The organism is Lactobacillus hominis DSM 23910 = CRBIP 24.179 (genome assembly GCF_000296835.1).
GTDB classification, from domain to species: Bacteria; Bacillota; Bacilli; order Lactobacillales; family Lactobacillaceae; genus Lactobacillus; species Lactobacillus hominis.
On record NZ_CAKE01000002.1, the window covers coordinates 324,935 to 342,146 of the forward strand.

General features: G+C 34.6%; 14 protein-coding genes. 6 read left to right on the forward strand and 8 right to left on the reverse strand.

What is annotated here, in order from left to right:
* The 4 genes from BN55_RS02660 (at position 1) to BN55_RS02675 (ending at position 6,050) form a co-directional block, all read left to right on the forward strand.
* On the forward strand, positions 1-813 hold the full coding sequence (locus BN55_RS02660) for a hypothetical protein (RefSeq protein WP_008470156.1): 813 nt from the start codon (positions 1-3) through the stop codon (positions 811-813).
* Positions 810-1,376: a hypothetical protein gene (locus tag BN55_RS02665; RefSeq protein ID WP_008470159.1), complete on the forward strand. Its 567-nt coding sequence runs from the start codon at positions 810-812 to the stop codon at positions 1,374-1,376. Before BN55_RS02660 ends, BN55_RS02665 begins: the two co-directional genes overlap by 4 nt.
* An 8-nt stretch (positions 1,377-1,384) precedes the next feature.
* Positions 1,385-1,984: an ATP-binding cassette domain-containing protein gene (locus tag BN55_RS02670; protein WP_008470161.1), complete on the forward strand. Its 600-nt coding sequence runs from the start codon at positions 1,385-1,387 to the stop codon at positions 1,982-1,984.
* A gap of 1,006 nt (positions 1,985-2,990) precedes the next feature.
* Positions 2,991-6,050, forward strand: coding sequence for a DUF5110 domain-containing protein (locus tag BN55_RS02675; RefSeq protein WP_008470162.1), 3,060 nt, complete (start codon positions 2,991-2,993; stop codon positions 6,048-6,050).
* An 86-nt stretch (positions 6,051-6,136) separates the two neighbouring features.
* On the opposite strand, the gene BN55_RS02680 is transcribed toward BN55_RS02675, so the two are convergent.
* From BN55_RS02680 to BN55_RS02690, 3 genes are read right to left on the reverse strand one after another with little or no spacing between them, the layout of a single operon-like run.
* Positions 6,137-6,961 carry an alpha/beta hydrolase gene (locus BN55_RS02680; protein ID WP_008470163.1) on the reverse strand — a complete coding sequence of 275 codons (825 nt, stop codon included), beginning with the start codon at positions 6,959-6,961 and terminating at the stop codon, positions 6,137-6,139.
* 10 nt (positions 6,962-6,971) lie between these two features.
* The gene (locus BN55_RS02685; RefSeq protein ID WP_008470164.1) at positions 6,972-7,748 is read right to left on the reverse strand and encodes a YibE/F family protein; all 777 of its coding nucleotides are present in this window, start codon (positions 7,746-7,748) and stop codon (positions 6,972-6,974) included.
* A 1-nt stretch (position 7,749) separates the two neighbouring features.
* A complete protein-coding gene (locus BN55_RS02690) occupies positions 7,750-8,853 on the reverse strand; it encodes a YibE/F family protein (protein WP_008470165.1) in 1,104 nt (367 codons plus the stop codon).
* An 82-nt stretch (positions 8,854-8,935) separates the two neighbouring features.
* On the opposite strand from BN55_RS02690, the gene BN55_RS02695 reads away from it, so the two are divergent.
* On the forward strand, positions 8,936-10,513 hold the full coding sequence (locus tag BN55_RS02695; RefSeq protein ID WP_008470166.1) for a cation:proton antiporter: 1,578 nt from the start codon (positions 8,936-8,938) through the stop codon (positions 10,511-10,513).
* Positions 10,514-10,574: 61 nt separating this feature from the next.
* Here BN55_RS02695 and BN55_RS02700 read toward each other — a convergent pair whose 3' ends face one another.
* A complete protein-coding gene (locus tag BN55_RS02700; protein WP_008470168.1) occupies positions 10,575-11,303 on the reverse strand; it encodes a MerR family transcriptional regulator in 729 nt (242 codons plus the stop codon).
* A gap of 23 nt (positions 11,304-11,326) precedes the next feature.
* Complete coding sequence (locus tag BN55_RS02705; protein WP_008470170.1) at positions 11,327-12,412, reverse strand: D-alanine--D-alanine ligase family protein; 1,086 nt, start codon at positions 12,410-12,412, stop codon at positions 11,327-11,329.
* Between the two features lie 154 nt (positions 12,413-12,566).
* Between BN55_RS02705 and BN55_RS02710 the strand changes: the two genes are divergently transcribed.
* A complete protein-coding gene (locus tag BN55_RS02710; protein WP_008470171.1) occupies positions 12,567-14,072 on the forward strand; it encodes a CAP domain-containing protein in 1,506 nt (501 codons plus the stop codon).
* 281 nt (positions 14,073-14,353) lie between these two features.
* On the opposite strand, the gene BN55_RS02715 is transcribed toward BN55_RS02710, so the two are convergent.
* The 3 genes from BN55_RS02715 to BN55_RS02725 all read right to left on the reverse strand — a co-directional run bounded on the left by BN55_RS02715 (position 14,354) and on the right by BN55_RS02725 (position 17,130).
* Positions 14,354-15,187, reverse strand: coding sequence for a hypothetical protein (locus BN55_RS02715; RefSeq protein WP_008470172.1), 834 nt, complete (start codon positions 15,185-15,187; stop codon positions 14,354-14,356).
* 4 nt (positions 15,188-15,191) lie between these two features.
* Positions 15,192-15,872: a TetR/AcrR family transcriptional regulator gene (locus tag BN55_RS02720; protein WP_008470173.1), complete on the reverse strand. Its 681-nt coding sequence runs from the start codon at positions 15,870-15,872 to the stop codon at positions 15,192-15,194.
* A gap of 268 nt (positions 15,873-16,140) precedes the next feature.
* Complete coding sequence (locus BN55_RS02725; RefSeq protein WP_008470174.1) at positions 16,141-17,130, reverse strand: ribose-phosphate diphosphokinase; 990 nt, start codon at positions 17,128-17,130, stop codon at positions 16,141-16,143.
* Positions 17,131-17,212: the final 82 nt, after the last annotated feature.

The following is a 17,212-nucleotide window of genomic DNA, read 5'->3' on the forward strand; positions in this document are numbered from 1 at the left end:
ATGTTCAAGAACACCAAAAAAATAATTTTAGCGCTTCTTGTTATCTATTTTATAATAATAACTATTTTTACCCTTATTTCTATCCAACAAGTTAACCAACTAAAAAAAGGACCTAGTACTGGTCTAACTACATTTTTAAGCCTACAAATAGGTGGCGCTTACAATAATATTATTCTTCAAATAATTCAATTTATACTAATTCCACTGTTGAATAGCGGTCTATTCATCTATTTAAAGAATAATAACAGTTTTATTGCTATCCAACAACGAACTGGTTATCGCAACTTCCTTATAACAGGCATACTTTTTTCCTTTATCGGTGGCGCAATAATTATGTTATTAACCTATCTTTTGCAACTTGCCTTAATTACCATCTTTTGTGCACCTATTGTATTTTATGTAGATCCACACTTAGCCGATATGGGAATACAATACTTTTCTTTAAATACTGGATTGGAATTAGCTTCTTCTATCCTTTTATCTTCTATAGGTTGGGGCATCTTTTCAATTTTAGTATTTTCAATTTCTTTATTTATACCCAAAAATATAATTTGTCTGCTGACGGGAGTTTTAGTCGCTTTAATTCTTATTATCAGTCCCTTAGTAGGAAATATGCAAAATTCTATTTGGAGAATAATATCCTTTATCTGGTTTTTGCCAACTATAATTGCACCCGGTCAAATGACTTTTAACAGCATGGCGCCTCCTATTAACTTTATTTTTGCATACTTTATAGGAATTGCTTTATACATTTCGATTGCCCTTTTATTAATTACTAGTTGGTCTAAAAGAAAGCAAGGCGGCTATGCATGAGAACACGAAATAGAATCCTTTTTATTTCAATTCTAATCATTCTAATAGGACTATTGGGCGGCTTTTCTTTGATTCGACATGCCCATACTCCAGATTTTATTAATCTTTACTTTGATAGTAATCTGATATCTCTGTATATAGAACCTTTTTTCTTTATTTTAACAACTGCAGAAATAGTATGGCTAAATCCTATTAGAAATTACGCTATCATTCGTAACCAGAATCATAAAATACTCACAAAATTAATAGCCTTAATAATTCTAAATTGGCTATTGCTATATACTTCTTTACTTTTACCCTTTATGTTTTTAAATAAACCTTTTTTTATCTTAGGCAAAATTAATGACGGTATATTTATAGTCTTAATACATATTTTCATCGTTTTAATTTTAAGCTTGCTGTTAATTAAAGTTTATGAATCAAGTAATCCATACTTTTTATTATTCTTAGTAATTTTAATTATTACTACATACCACTTTAGCATCGAAAAAAGAATATTATTACCGCTTTATAGTCAATTTTTTGATCCTCTATGGCGTGCTAAACATCATATTTATGGATAGGAGTTCTTATGTTACAAGTTAAAAATATCTCTAAAAATTTCAAAAAGAATCAGGTATTAAACAATATTTCATTTCAAATTTATCCAGGACAGATTGTACATATTGCCGGCCGCAATGGTTCTGGAAAATCAACTCTTTTTAAAATAATTACCCACTTAATAAAGCCAACATCTGGCACCATCACTTTAGACTCTAATGTAAAAATCGGAGCTCTAATTGAGAATCCTGGCTTTATTGAATATGAATCAGCCTTAACTAATTTGAAATTTCTCGCAAATTTAAACAATGCTTTTGATTTATCTACTGTTTCTAATTTGATGGAAAGTTTCTATTTAAATCCTAACGATAATTCGCCTGTATCCAAATATTCTATCGGAATGAGACAAAAAATAGGTATTATTCAAGCAATTATGGAAGATCAAAATTTGATTCTCCTAGACGAACCTACACGAGGTCTCGATCCAGAAAGCATTGAACAGTTTGTTGATTTACTTAATAAACTAAGAAATCAAAATAAAAGTATTATTATTGCTAGTCATGACCTTCTGCCAGATCTTAAATACGATGCAACCTACAGGCTTGAAAAAGGACTGTTAGTGCATGAATAAAAAGAAAAGTTTTACACTTTTTTCAATAATAATTATTGTTCTAATTTTTAATGTTCGTTTTAACTGGAGATTATCTCCTATTTCTTTAATAAAAACAAATTTTTCTTGGAATTGTAATAGCTATAAAACTTTATTATTATCGTGGTTAATCGTAATTTATGATATTAGTGGATTTACATTTTTCAAATCTGATATTCTTCACTTAAAAAATGAAATTGGCATACGTCAGCTCAATTGGCATAATAGACTTCGGACATATTTTCATCAATTCCACGTTTTTTTATATTTAATTTTAACAGTCCATCTATCACTTTTCTCACTTTCTTACTCTTTATTCTTAGTTGAAACTTTAGTATTAATAATCTATATATCTTCCATGATTTTTTTAGCCATAATCTGCCAAAGAGCTAATTCATTTTTTCAATATTGTTTAATATTTATAGCCCCTCTATTGCTTCGGACTATTTTTTATTTACAACTTAATTAATAAGTATCTTTATAAAAATAAAACATCCCGCTCCGAATTTTGAAATACTACTCAGAAAAGCAAAGAACCAAATGTTCTCTGCTTTTTTATTATCCACTATACCTCAAACCAATTATCCTTTTTCAATCCATTCTTTTACATCATCTGGAACATCATCTGGAACATCACACGAAAAGACTAATACGCCTTTATCATTAATAGTTGGAGTAATAACTGCATTTTTTAATTGGTAAATTTGCTTCTTTTTTCGTCTGAAATAATATTTTTTATTTTAACCATACAGATTTATCTCCTTCATTGTCATATTTTTATAACTTCAAGGCGCTTTGTATGATAATTATCTCATGAATTTACTACATTATGAGCTCTTCGCTATCATTTTATTCAAAATAAAATGGTGGAAATCCATCTATTGTCAAATACAAACAGACAAGAGGCCTCTTTTTTCGTTATAATGAAGAAAATAAGTTAAAATAGATTAACTAGTTTTTAAATTGTTTTATTAAATAGAGAATTATTATGACAGAAAATACAAATGCTCAACAAACACATCATTTAAATCGTTTAATCAAGGTTGCTAAAGGCACGCGCTTTTATGAATTAGAGTTTGCGAGTGGCGAAAGGGCACGTTTATTTATCGTAGCTGATGGTATCTTTCGTTTGATTGTGGATCCAAGCAGATTATTTGAACCATTGAATCCCGAATTAACCATTCCACTTTCTAACTTCAGCTTAGATACTTTTGAGCAATCTCGACTTTTAGTTACTGACGAAACTTTCACAGTTAAAAGCGGTCAATACTCAATTCGCCTGCAGCGCCATCCCGCAATTTTTAGTATTTTTGATGACAACTTACATCGCTACCGTATGATGCAAAAGGCCCCATTAGAATTAGGAGCTAGCCACAGTAGCGAAATTTTAGTACAAAATAAAAACGAATTCTACTATGGTGGAGGCCAGCAAAACGGTCGCTTCAGCCATAAAGGTCAAGAAATCGAAATTAAAAATACCAACTTAACTGGTCAAGGAGCAGTTGCATGCCCAATTAGTTTCTTTTGGTCTAATGCTGGCTTTGGCGAATTGCGCAACACTTGGCAAAATGGTAATTACGACTTTGGTAGTAAAGATCCAAGTCAAACTATCATCAGCCATGAAAGCCCGATTTTCGACAACTTCTACTTAATTGGCGATTCTCCAAGCGCAATCATTAGCCAATACTACAAATTAACTGGCCAGCCGCTATTTTTACCAAAATATACTTTAGGTCTAGGCTACATGGCAAACTTTGTCAATACTTCTTGGAAAGAAGCTGATCCTCAGCATTCAAGAGCTATCAAGTTTGAAGATGGCAACAGCTATGAAATCACTCATGATCCTGAAAACGTCTACGCTAAATCTTCATTTAATGGTGAAGAAAAATATCAATTCTCAGCACGAGCAATGATCGAACGTTTCCACAAGAATCATTTTCCACTCAGTTGGATGGTACCTAACTTTAACAGCGACGCTCAATTAGCTCCTACTTCAGTAGAAAATTTGGCAAGTTTTGCTGATGAACAAAACATCAAGCTTGGTTTTTATGGACAATTACCTGAAAATGCACCAGCTAATTTCTTAGTTAATAAGACTCTGCCTGCTAATAGCGGCAATGCCAAAATTATTAAAAACATCGCTGCAGATAGCGATCCTTTAGTAAGCAAAAACAAAGCTCTGCGTCCTTGGACTACCGCAGCTAACGGCTGGAGTGCAATTCAAACTTTAAGCGCAACTGCTACTAGCAATGTCGGCGGTGAATGGGACGAAATTGGCACTCAAATAGCCAGCTTTTTAGGTTTATCCTTATCCGGTCAAGCCAACTTTGGCTCTAGCGTTGATGGACTTGAAAGTGGTGGCAATGCCCAATTTAGCGTACGTGACTTTGAATGGAAGACATTTACACCATTACTATATTCAATTGATGGCTTTGGCGCAGGCCAAAAGACTCCATTTGCCTTTAACTCAAAAATCAGCCGCATTAACCGCGCTTATCTTGAACTGAGACACCAGCTGACACCATATCTTTATAGCCTAGCCCAAAGAGCTCAAAAAGGCGAACCAATTATTCGACCATTATTTTTAGCCTTTCCCCATGAAAAAGTTAACTACACTGAACAAGTTCACCATGAATTCATGCTAGGCGATAGCCTCCTAGTTGCACCAATTACTAACGGACGTGAAGATCAAAAAGGTAATTCCGTTAAAGATAATCTTTACTTGCCTGACCATCGCACAATTTGGATTGATTTATTCACCGGTCAAAAATTAATTGGTGGCCGCGTTTACGACCGCCTTCAATACCCGCTTTGGCACCTGCCTGTTTATGTCAGAAGCGGCAGTATCATTGAAAAAGGCTTGCGTAAAGCTGATATTTTCCCTCAAGGAAAAACTAGCGCTGTTTTATACAGTGATGACGGCAAGAGCAATGAATACGAAAGCGGCAAGTCTGCTACTACCAAGATAACTTCCAGTTTAGATGACGGTAAATTATCAGTCACGGTTCATCCAACTAACGGCAATTATCATGGCTTAGAAAATGAACAAAAGACAGTTTTAAACATCATGTCTGACCAATATCCAGGCAGATTAACCTTGAAAATTAACGATCAAGTAGCAAGCTTGCCAGAATTTGGCAGTCGCAATGAATTTGAACAAGCTGACGCAGGATTTTTCTTCAACCAAGACTTCATGCCTGCCCAACAATTTGGCAAATTTACTGGTCAACTTCAACCAGCTTTGCAAATTAAATTGCCTAAAGCTGAAATTCATTCTAATAAGTATGAAATTATCGTTGAAAACTATCACTACTGCGATCAAATTGCCAAGCACTCAATTACCGATTCCGCAATTAGTTCACCAAGAAGTGCATCTATTTTAACTGATCGTTTAACTTCTAGAAGCATTACCGTAAACTGGACTAATCCAGTAGCTTTAGCTAACCATAACATTAAAGCCGACATTGAAGTAAATGGGTTAATCCATACTAATATTGATGGCTACGGTTTTACCTTCCACGATTTAACGCCAAATACGCGTTATCGCTTTAGAATTAGAAATAAAGTTGGCAACAAAGTTTCTGATTGGTCAGAATATTTTGGCACTAAGACCAAACCTGATCAAATGGATTATGCCATTAACAATATTCACGTAACCAGCACGCTTAAAAGTGACGCCCAAATGCCGGTACAAAATTTAGTTGATCATACTTTAGCTTCAGAATGGCTTACTAAAGAAGAATTTAGTAAAGATAAAGAATTGGTTTTAACTTTCACCTTTGATCAAGCTTATAAATTAAGCCGCATGGTTTATGTTCCAAGATCACGAGATCGCAAGGGTCACATCTTAAGAGCGCAAATTGCTATTTCTAAAGATGGTGAGAACTTTAGTGAATATTCTGATAACTACAACTGGCCAAATGATAGCAAAAACAAAGTTATCGGCTTAAGAGATGTGGTCGCCAAAGCAATTAAGCTAAAGATTCTAGCAAGCAGCGATAACTTAGCTTCTGCTAAAGAAATTCTTTTCTTTGTTGCTAAAGACTAATTAATAAATAATTTTATAAATATATAAAAATGAGATAGCGATTCAAATTCAAAATCACTATCTCATTTTCTTTTTTATTTCATTCGTTATGCAGCAATCTTTAAATGCTCTAACCATTCAATACTCAAATTGAACCAATGAGCTACGTGTGGGTTTAATTGCCAAGCACAGTTCTTAGTTACTAATTCAGGTAGCCCCAAAGAGTAACCATGACCGCCACGGTCAAATAAGTGTGCTTCAAAAGCAATTTTATGCTTACGCAGAGCCATCAAGTATTCTAATGAATTATCAATCAAGACTGTTGGATCGTCGTCAGTTTGGAAAATAAAAGTTGGCGGCGTTTGATCAGTTACGCCAGCTGCGGTATTAAGCAATTCAGTTTCAGTCGGCATTTTTGACTTATCTTCTTCATTTAAGCTAAAGCCAATTTTAGTAATATCAATTAATGGATAGCCTAAAATTGTCGCATTTGGTGCAACTTCATCATGCTTAAAGTTAAATTCTTTTTGCCACTTTCGGCTTTCTGCCATGACATTCATCGCACTAACGACGTGACCGCCAGCAGAAAAGCCGATAGTAGTTATCTTTTGTGGATCTATTCCTAAACGCTGACTGTTATCTCTGAAATATTTTAAGGCAGTTAATCCTGACAAAGAAGCATCGGGATAAATTTTACCTGGATCAGTAGTTAAATTATAGCTTACTACTGCCGCATCAAAGCCCCGACTTGCATAAGCTAAGGCAACTGGTTCGCCTTCACGTAAAGCTAAATGGTCAAAACTACCACCTGGAAAGACGATAATCAATGGGCGCTTTTGCATTACCAAGTTAGGATTATCTTGTAACCCATAATATGTAACTTTAAATTCACGATTGTTGAAATTCTTTAATGTTAAGTGACGTACATCCATTTGAATTTCCTCATTCTTTCTTATTTTTTATATTTTTGCTTTCATGGGTCAAACTACGGGTTAAAAAGACAGTAGTCAGTGGTATTGTCAATAGTACTCCAATAAATGAGTACATGATAATTAAACATTCCCCTACAAAAAGTTTATCATTTAATACCTCAAAAAGTGAGTAATGTAACCTCATATACCAAATAAATAATGGTAAAAAACTGCCGAAAAAGCCAAAAAGAATCGTATTCATAGCTGTTCCTAAGATATCGCTCCCCATTTGTAAGGCACTTTCTTCAAGCTGCTTTTTAGTAATTAAAGGATCGTGGTGCTTTAATTCTAATAGCCCCGCCGTCATTGCAACGCTTGCTTCAGCAATCGCACCTAAAGTAGAAAAAATTGCAACAACAATTGCAATCTGCGGGAAACTAATCCCAGCTACTAGCGATAAACCAACCAGTTCTTCGCCAGCTTGATCGCCAAAACCACCTGTTTGAGCAAAGAATTGAATTAGTACAATTAAGCAAATAACAATCGCACTAACTATTAAAGCAGTCAAAAATGAATTTCTCGCTACTGTATAGTCATGCGTTCCTAAGTAAATAATGGTCAATAACTTCAACGGAATAAATACTAAAGCCACGCCAATAATATTCACGCCCCAAGAAATTAACAAAGCTACCAAAATAACCAAACAAGCATTGATTACTACGCTTAGGTAAGATTTAAGTCCAGTTTTTCCACCAACTAAAAGCATTAAGACGAATAATAAAAGCAGTAAAGCAGTCAAGGTATTCACGTTAATCGCCTACTTTCTTAGTAACTTTTGTTAAAAAGACGCTACTAGCTAACGTCGCAAAAATCACGGTTAATACAATGCCAACAGCTGAAATTAAACTTTGAATTACGCCCAAAGACAGAGCAAATTCAAATGTATAAACCAAAGTATTATTGTCTCTTAAATATAAAATCGTCATCGGCAAAGCCTCTGCCATAAAAATTAAAACTAAAACATTAATTAATGGACCCATAATTTCTTGGCCTAAAGTCCGCCCGCTCATAAAAAGCTCCTTAAAAGTCAGGTCTTTGTGGCGGTCACACAAGGCATACAAACTTGAAACAATGTCCGTTGCTTCGTCCATGACCGCTCCCAAGACGCCTAATAAAGTTTGCGCTAAAAATAATGAGCGTGGATCCTGTGTCGCATAATCCACTGCTTCATATTTTATGCCACTTTCATGAGTTACGCGCATAATTAAATAGCAGATCCCAAATGAAACAAAGACTCCTAATAAAGTCGCTAGCGCCGTCATTAGCATCTTTTGATTAAAGCCTTGCACGATTATCAGCGAAACCAGCGTAAACAAAATTACCGCTGTCCCATAAATAGCAAAAATTTGCGTTCCATTTTCAGCAATATCTAAGCGAATAACAAAATAAAAGATGATAGAATTTAAAAGCATCGACAAAACTAATAAAATCGAATGTGGACCACTAATATAAATTAACAAACTCAAAACTAATGCAAGGCTGAAAACTACTACCCAATCTCTTTTTGGACTTAAAATCTTAGCTTTTTTCTTAATAAAGGTCATAATTATTCTTTGATGAGGGTAATATTTTTGCGTCATTGCCTGAGAAGGGGAATAGCTATTTCTAACAATAAATGTTTTTCCCTTGTGCGATCCCGAGAGCATTTTTACATGTAAAGTTTGCTTGCGTACCTCATCTTTATTGTCATAGCTATCTTGTGTTTTATTTACTAAAACATCTTTAATATGAGTATCTTCGACTTTTCCAATTGGATTAGCTGAAAATGAAGTTGAAAAATAAACAAAAACTGAAATAATAATTCCCAATAGTAGAACTATTAAACTAGCTATCGTCTTATTTTTAATATGCATGTCGTACCCTTTTTCTCTAAAAGTATATGTTACTATAATAACATCAAAATCTTAAAGTTAACTTAAGTATAGGAATGATTTTATGGAATTAATGGTTTCAACTTTCACCTTGGCAATTACTTCTGCTTTAAGCATTATCATTGCCCAGGCTTTTAACCGCGTTTCAGTCAACTACATCAGTATGATTATCGGCATTATTATTGCTCTAATTCCGTTTTTAAATAGGCAAGTTGCGGCATTTGATTCTGAGATTTTTATGGAACTAATCGTAGCTCCGCTGCTCTTTTTTGAAGGACAAAAAACTCGCTTTCACAATGTCCGCAGCAATCTTAAAAAGATCATCAGCATCACTGTAGTTATGATCGTCTTAATTTTAATTGCGGCTGGATTTGGTGCAAGCTGGGTGGGCAATGTCAGTTTACCAGTAGCTTTTATTATCGCCAGTATCAGTACTCCCACTGATGCCACAGCTACTAGTGCAGTGACTGATGGCTTAAAAATGCCGCGCCGAGTTAATGCATCTTTGCAAGCTGAATCTTTATTCAACGACGCTTCCGGTATTATCTTACTCAACATGGCCATTTTGTGGTTTACAAACGGCTATATCAATTACGGGCAAACAATAGGCGATTTTATTTACTCTTCAGTTGGCGGAGCCATTTTAGGATTAATCTTAGGCTGGGCAATTATTATCTTTCGTCAGCTTTTAATGCGCTCAACCTTGAATTCTTTAAACGCGCAAAATTTGCTTTATGTTTTAACGCCTTTAATTATTTATGCCTTAGCTGAGGAATTTAATTTATCTGGCATTATTGCCGTTGTGGTTGCCGGACTTTTACACAATGCCGAAACCCAACAAAGTATCTTGCTTAATTCAAGACAAATACATATGGGACGTGATTTGCAATCATTAATTTCGGAAATTTTCAACAGTATGGTCTTCGTAATTTTAGGTATACTAATGGTTAGAATATCTCGCAATCGTTTAGGCAATCACTTTGCTTGGCAATGGATCTTAGTGGGTATCACAATTTATCTGGCAAATGTCATTGTTCGCTACCTTTATAGCTTATTAGCTTTAAAATATGACCATCATGAAGCAACCGTATTTGCCTTAGGCGGTATTCACGGAGCTGTTACTTTATCTTTGGCTTTAACATTATCTGGGACATTTTTAGGACGAGACAACTATAATTTGATTATCATGTCTGAAGCGACATTAATTTTACTAAGTATGATGGTACCAACAATTGTTTTTCAGTTTATCTTGCCTCATCAAATTACTGATCAAGTAGCGCTGCAGACGATTGAACGCGTTAGGCAAGAAATGGTTAAGCGCGCTATCAAGGAAATTCACTATATGTATCTGCCACAAAGAGTTAAAAAATATGTCATTTATATGCTCTTAACGCAAAAGAAAGCTATTCCTTTTAAAGAGTCAATCAAGACTTTGCTCAAAACAATTAATTATCCCGAGTTTACTCCACAGGAACAATATTTGCAAAGGATGGCTTTTTACCGCGCTTTTGAAGTTGAACGTGAATATTTAGAAATGATCGGTCAAAAAGAAATACGCTATCGTAAATATATCCTTTCACTTTACAATGATGTTTTGCTTGCTGAATCATTGATTATTGAACCTGAAGAAAGCGACGACTAAAAGTAAAAAAAGAGAATCTATTCACTATCATTATGATAATGAGTTAGATTCTCTTTTTGCTTTATTTAATAAATCTATTCCACCAGTGTTTTTTCTTAGTTGGTATTTGCATATCAGCTAAAGTACGGTGAATATTTTGCCGAGCCTTTTTTTCTTGGTTTTCACGAGCCTTGTTTAAAATTTCCTCGTGCACCTGGTGACTAGACTTCTTTTTATCAGATTCAACTTGCTGAGCCAGTTTTTGCTTTTTTTGTTCTTCAGTCAAACTGCTTTCTGCCACAATTTCTGAAATATCGGACATCGATTCAATTTTAGGATCAACTTTTTTATCTTCTGGCGCTTTTAATCGATGCGCATTATCAATTAATTCTTTATTTTGTGCTTCGACACGTGCCACTTGCTCTTGCAGCTGAGCAATTGCTTCATTTTGATGGGCAATAGTTTGCTGAAGTAAATTAAGTAATTTTACTACTTGATCAGGATTAACTACTGCTGCATCAATTTGTTTACCATCTGTCTTTTCTTGCACATTACTAATTGCAAATATACGCTGAGCCGCTTGGTCTAGCGTCAATTCTTCTTTTTTGAAAAGATTTCTAAAATTCTCTAAATCAGAAATATCTTTTTCAGAATAAAGACGTGCCTTTTGCTTATTTCTTTGATAATACTTCGGATTAGCAGTAACTTTTTCAACAATTACTGAGTATTTCCTAAGAGTGGCTGCACTAATATCCAACTTTTTAGCAGCTTGTGTACTTGAAACTAATTCTTCAAAATCACGTTCCACCATTTAACTTACTCCTAGCCCGCTACTTAATCGTGCTTATGAAGCAAAGTCTTCTTGTGGTCGTAACGCTCCATACCGTATTCAATCAACTTAGTAATCAAATCAGTATAAGGAATACCTACTTCTTCAAAAAGCTTTGGATACATACTGATGTTAGTGAAACCTGGCAGAGCATTAACTTCAGTTAAAACAATTTCATGATCCCCATCTCTAAGCATAGAGTCAATTCTAGCTAAGCCAGAACATTCAGTAGCTTGGTAAACTTTCAAAGCATTACTTCTAACCTTTTCAACAATACCTTCCGGCAAGTCAGCTGGAATTTGAAGCGTAGAAGTTGAATTATCGTCGTATTTATTTTCATAAGTGTAAAATGAACCTTTAGCATTGGTAATTTGACCTACGCCAGCAACGATAGGCTTATCATTACCTAGCACTGCAGTTTCAACTTCTGAGCCATGAACAGTTTCTTCAACTAAAACTTTATCGTCGTATTTAAAGGCTTCTTTTAAAGCTTGTTCATATTCCTGAGCGTTAGTTACATGGCTAACACCAACTGAAGATCCTTGGTTAGATGGCTTTACAAATAAGTCGTGGCCTAATTTTTTAGCAACAAATTCATAATCGCGTTTTTCATTATTTGCATCGTCATATTCAAAGCGCTTAATTGAGATCCAATCAGCAACTAAAACGCCAGCACGTTGTGCCAGAATCTTAGTCATTTCTTTATCCATAGTGACAGCGGCAGCTAAAACGTCATCACCAACAAATGGCTTATCTAAGATTCTGAACAAACCTTGTAAACAACCGTCTTCACCCAAATTTCCGTGAACGATTGGGAAGAAAACGTCGATTTCTGGACGATCTTTTAATTCAATAATATTAGAGATGTTAGCGACTTTATGAGGGTTAGAAACAGCTAACTTAGGGTCGTTTAAAACCTTGCGCGAATCTTCATCGCTTGCTAAGTAGCCGTCATTAGTAATCCACATTGGATAAACATCAAATTTGTTAGTATCAATAGCGTTATAAATATTGTGAGCTGACATAATTGAAACTTCATATTCAGATGAATTTCCACCAAAAATCAAACCCACGCTCGTTTTTTTAGTCATTATTTTATCTCCTTTTAGTCCTCGAAACCTTATTATAAACAAAGCCAGCAACTATGGGGTAATTTTTGTAAAAATTTTGTAAAAATATAAGTAAAATCTCTAAAAATCCACTGGAAGTTTGGCTATAATATAAGCAATGAAAAGGAGGAATAACATGCGTTTTCACCGCCAAATCAATACACTGGTTGCAAGTTTAACACTAATATTGCCGTGTAGCTTTGCAGCTAGTCAAGTTCAAGCTGCTACTTTTACTAGTAGTGAAATAAGTGAAGTGCAACGCATCCAAAATGAATATGCGGCTTTACCTAAATTATCTTATAGTCAAGCTAATTTATACAGCGTCGCTCCCCATTTAACTGAACCATTTTCAGTGGGAAAATTAAGCGATAACTATATTAATAGTCAGCTCGCTTATATCAATTATTATCGCCGCTTATTTGGTTTAATGTCTATTAGCGCTAATGCTACGGATAATGATAATGCGCAAATCACAGCCAGCGTAATGGCCGCTATTAAAGCTAACCCATTTGTTAACCAACACGGTCTGCCAAGTGAAACTAGGCCCAATTTTATTAATGACATGTATTGGAGCATTGCTAAAAACGTTTCTGCTGGTGCTAATTTAAACTTTAACGTCGCTAATCAGTCTGCTGGTGATGTAATCACTGACTTATTAACTGACCGTTATAACCTAGATGGCACGGACACTGGACATAGAGCATGGCTTTTATCTACTCGTTTAACTACAACTGGTATTGGGGCTGCTTATGGAGCAAATGGCTATCGCTACTCTGTACAGCAAGTCGCTTATCCAAGCGATAGTTTTAAGAGCGCCAGCAAGGCTAGTGTAACCTATCCAAGCAGCGGCGTATTTCCAATTGAACTATTGCAAGGAGGAAATGTAGCTTGGTCGATTTATCTTTCTGATCAAATCGTAACTTCTACTCCGCAAATAACTATTACCGACTTAGATACTGGACAAAAAGTTAACGCAACTAACGTTCATAATTACTCAAGCAAAGGTTACGGTAATTTTGCCTCAGTAATTACATACTCTCCAGCTAACTTGAACTTAGTTTCTGGTCACCAATATATAGTCGATATCGCAGGAATTACTAACTACAGTTTCAAACTATTTAACGAAATCGCTGCAAACCAAGTAGCCCTTCAAACTGAAACCAAGAAAGATAATACCAATTCTCAAAAAGTCACTAGTAGCACAGATATTTCAGAATCTAATAATGCAGCTGGCGAAACTAAAGACGTTAAAATAAAATCAGCTTTACTTTTACAAGCTGAAAAATTACGTGATTCTCTTAAATCAAATCGTTTAACAAACCCACTAATTTTTGGTCGATCTTATCAAGATGGTCATTCTTTTTATAATTTAGGCTCAGATCAATGGTTCCACAGTTTCTACGTAGTTCAAAATCCCGAATTAGATGCTGGCGTGATCGATATTAGCGATACCGCTGTTGACACAAATATTTATTCTAGTCCATATTTAAGATTACAAAAACCAACTATTACTAAAGTATCGAAGGGACAAAGCTATGCTTATGGTCAAACTGTTACAATTGGCAAAGATCGTTGGTTTTACTTAGGACCTGGCAAGTGGATTCACCAACACATCAGTAAAAAATCCATTCAAAAATACTAAGCCAATACGCGGATTGTGATCTAATAAACAATTATATTATTATGGAATATTTGTAATTTTCTCCTTGATTTTAATAATCAAGACTGCAAGAATATGTACAGAGAAATGGTAAAGGATATGACACACAAACCCCTTGATTTTGTGTGTTTTCACAATTATTTTATACCCTAACTACTTTATACTTACTTGAATACAATTAAGATCATCCAATCCGGTGCCATTTCTACAAAAAAGAGCTCTAGTTAAAAAACTAGAGCTCTTTTGTTTACTATTTAATTAATTTATTCAGTAGCTGTAATTTGCCACACAATGGTACTGACAATAAATACAATCGCACCGATAATTACTAACTCTAAGAAAATTCCACTGGCAATTTCTAGAAAATAACCGATATTCAAAATTAATCCTTCAACATTAAAGATTAACGGAATTAAAGCTAAAAGCGTAAAAATTATAATTAACAAACTGCCTGACCACATCCCGCTGGATGCTAATAGATGGATAAAACGCCTGCGCGTAACTAGCTCATTCATTTCTCTCAGAATTGAATATGCAGCTAGTAAGCACATCGCAATTACTACAATATTAATTACTAAAAATAAAGTTTCAATATTAGCAGCTAGCGTAGTGTTAGATAATTCAAAACCAGTAATCACAGAATAGATACCGCTTTGACTATATTTTTTTAGCTTAGTTTGAACAGATTGCGCTTCTGCAGAAGAATTATCATCAATTTTAGTTAAAACAACTTTTCTAATTTGCTTAGCTAAGCTTGCATTCTCAGCTCTAAACCAATGCAGGCCAAGTGTATAATCAATCATTGCATCTGCAATTGGCTTAGTTTGATTAACAGTTAATAAGTTGCTGACGCTTCCTTGGCGCTCAGCACCGATAGTTTCTGCAAAATTATCAAAACGCTGGTTAACAAAACGTTCAGCTACAACACTATTACTTTCCTTGGCAATTTGCTTTTTCATAAAGCTAGGATTCATAAAAGTGAATAAACTGAACGTTAAAGTTATAACCGTAAAAATTATAAAAGTTAATGAACGTTTATAATGGGTAGTTTGGGCTTGATCAATGCGTCGCATTGTCGTCCGGGAGCCTTCGACCATAATTTTATTGATCCTTTCCTTGCCCCTTTTCGTCAAACATTGTTTCAACTAGACCAAATATCTTTTCCATTCTAAAGTCTTCAATAACTTGATGACCTTCTTGCAATGCTGCTTCAACTTTTGCAGCAGGTTGATCTAAGAATGTTGACATAAAGGTTTTTACCATTATATCAGAAATTTGCTCTGCACCTAAACCTAAATCGTAACGTTTTAGATATAAACTGCCACCGCCAGCAATAATGTAAGTTAAACCAGTTTGAACTTGACGATTGCTGCCAAGTTCATCTTTGACACCCTCATCTTTAAGCCATTCATCTAATAATTGGCCCCATTTTTCTAGGGATGCGTTGTCTTTTAAAATACTCTCTAATACCCTTGAAGTACCATCATCCATAATTCCCATTTCAAGAATTAAATAAATGAACACCTTCATTCGAGCATATTCGTTGGTATTTTTTAGTTCATCTTGCGATAAAGCGTTTAATATTGTTGTCATGAAATTAGAAACAATCTCAATAATTAATTTGTTTTTATGTGGATAGTATGATTGCAATAATGATTTTGAGATTCCTGACTTATCAGCAATCATTTGCAACGAGACATTATCCATTCCATCTTCGCGTAAAAGCAAGAATGTATTCTTTAAAATTGTTCTACGTCTTTGCATATTTTTTTGTCTTGCCATTTTTAGGATCTCCCCTATCTCTCAAAGCACACCTATTATAACAACATATTATATGTTTGTATACTTATACGCATATTTAATCTTTTTACACCTTATCGAAAAAAATTAAAAAATGCAAATATATGACCATAAGTCTAGCTTTTTCTAATTATAGCAATAAGACCTAGATTAGCGCTACATATGAGACCAAATAAATAAAAAAGATCTTTAAAAGGTTTCAGAACTTTTTAAAGATCTTTTATTAAATATCGCTAGATATAATTAATATTTAGCCTTGAATTCTATTTTGTTCATCAAAAATTTTGTGAATTGACTTATCGTTATAAATATAATCAATACCCTTTGCAAGTAAACGTGATACAGATAAACGTACCATTCTGTCTGGATACTTAGAATGCTTAATTGTATCAGTCACTACAATTTGTTCAACTGGAAGCTCATTTAAAACTTCTGTAGCATTTTGAGAAAGCAAAGCATGAGTTGCTGCAACATAAACTTTCTTTGCACCAGCAGCTAAAACTGACTTAGTAGAAGATGCAATTCTAGAACCAGTGTCAATTAAGTCATCAACGATAATGACAGTTTTATCTTTGACATCCCCAATCATGTCATGAACTTCAGTATCATAGCGTTCTCCACGTTGATCAACAATTGCAATTGGAGCGTCGAAATATGAACCAAAATTACGTGCTAATTTTGCACCAGAGTGATCTGGAGATACTACTACAACATCATCGCTATCCTTGCTTGCAATACCGTTATCTAAGAAATATTGAGCTAAAATTGGCATTGCATGCAAGTGGTCAACTGGAATGTTGTAGAAGCCTTGAATTTGTGAAGCATGCAAATCAACAGCAATCAAGTCATCAATCTTGTTTAATTGCAATAAGTTAGCAATTAACTTAGCAGTAATTGGCTCACGTGAACGATTCTTAGTATCTTGTCTTGAATATGCCATATATGGAATAACAACATTAATTGAATGAGCAGAAGCTCTATGAAGAGCATCTAAAACAATCATCAATTCCATGAAGTTCTCATTCACGGGATCTTGAATTGATTGAATGACATAAACGTCGCATCCTCTAACACTTTCAGTAATATTTACCTGAATTTCTCCGTCGCTAAAGTGATGCACTGTAGTTTCAAGCAATGGCTTATCTAACGCAGCAGCAATTCTTTCTGCTAAAGCTTGATTGCCACCAAGACCAATTAACTTCATTGGATGCAACATTTCGTGCAGTTCTTCTTTATTCATTATTTCCTGTCCTTCTTTAAAATTAGCTTATACCAAAGCTATTATAACTAAAAAACGTTTTAAAAGCTCGTAATCGCAAAAA

Bases quoted from the DNA above. Each gene is read 5' to 3' on its own strand.
- BN55_RS02680 (WP_008470163.1), bottom strand. From the start codon at position 6,961: ATGGATGTACGTCACTTAACATTAAAGAATTTCAACAATCGTGAATTT.
- BN55_RS02720 (WP_008470173.1), bottom strand. From the start codon at position 15,872: ATGGCAAGACAAAAAAATATGCAAAGACGTAGAACAATTTTAAAGAAT.
- BN55_RS02700 (WP_008470168.1), bottom strand. From the start codon at position 11,303: ATGGTGGAACGTGATTTTGAAGAATTAGTTTCAAGTACACAAGCTGCT.
- BN55_RS02665 (WP_008470159.1), top strand. From the start codon at position 810: ATGAGAACACGAAATAGAATCCTTTTTATTTCAATTCTAATCATTCTA.
- BN55_RS02725 (WP_008470174.1), bottom strand. From the start codon at position 17,130: ATGAATAAAGAAGAACTGCACGAAATGTTGCATCCAATGAAGTTAATT.
- BN55_RS02705 (WP_008470170.1), bottom strand. From the start codon at position 12,412: ATGACTAAAAAAACGAGCGTGGGTTTGATTTTTGGTGGAAATTCATCT.
- BN55_RS02675 (WP_008470162.1), top strand. From the start codon at position 2,991: ATGACAGAAAATACAAATGCTCAACAAACACATCATTTAAATCGTTTA.
- BN55_RS02715 (WP_008470172.1), bottom strand. From the start codon at position 15,187: ATGGTCGAAGGCTCCCGGACGACAATGCGACGCATTGATCAAGCCCAA.
- BN55_RS02695 (WP_008470166.1), top strand. From the start codon at position 8,936: ATGGAATTAATGGTTTCAACTTTCACCTTGGCAATTACTTCTGCTTTA.
- BN55_RS02670 (WP_008470161.1), top strand. From the start codon at position 1,385: ATGTTACAAGTTAAAAATATCTCTAAAAATTTCAAAAAGAATCAGGTA.
- BN55_RS02660 (WP_008470156.1), top strand. From the start codon at position 1: ATGTTCAAGAACACCAAAAAAATAATTTTAGCGCTTCTTGTTATCTAT.
- BN55_RS02710 (WP_008470171.1), top strand. From the start codon at position 12,567: ATGCGTTTTCACCGCCAAATCAATACACTGGTTGCAAGTTTAACACTA.
- BN55_RS02690 (WP_008470165.1), bottom strand. From the start codon at position 8,853: ATGCATATTAAAAATAAGACGATAGCTAGTTTAATAGTTCTACTATTG.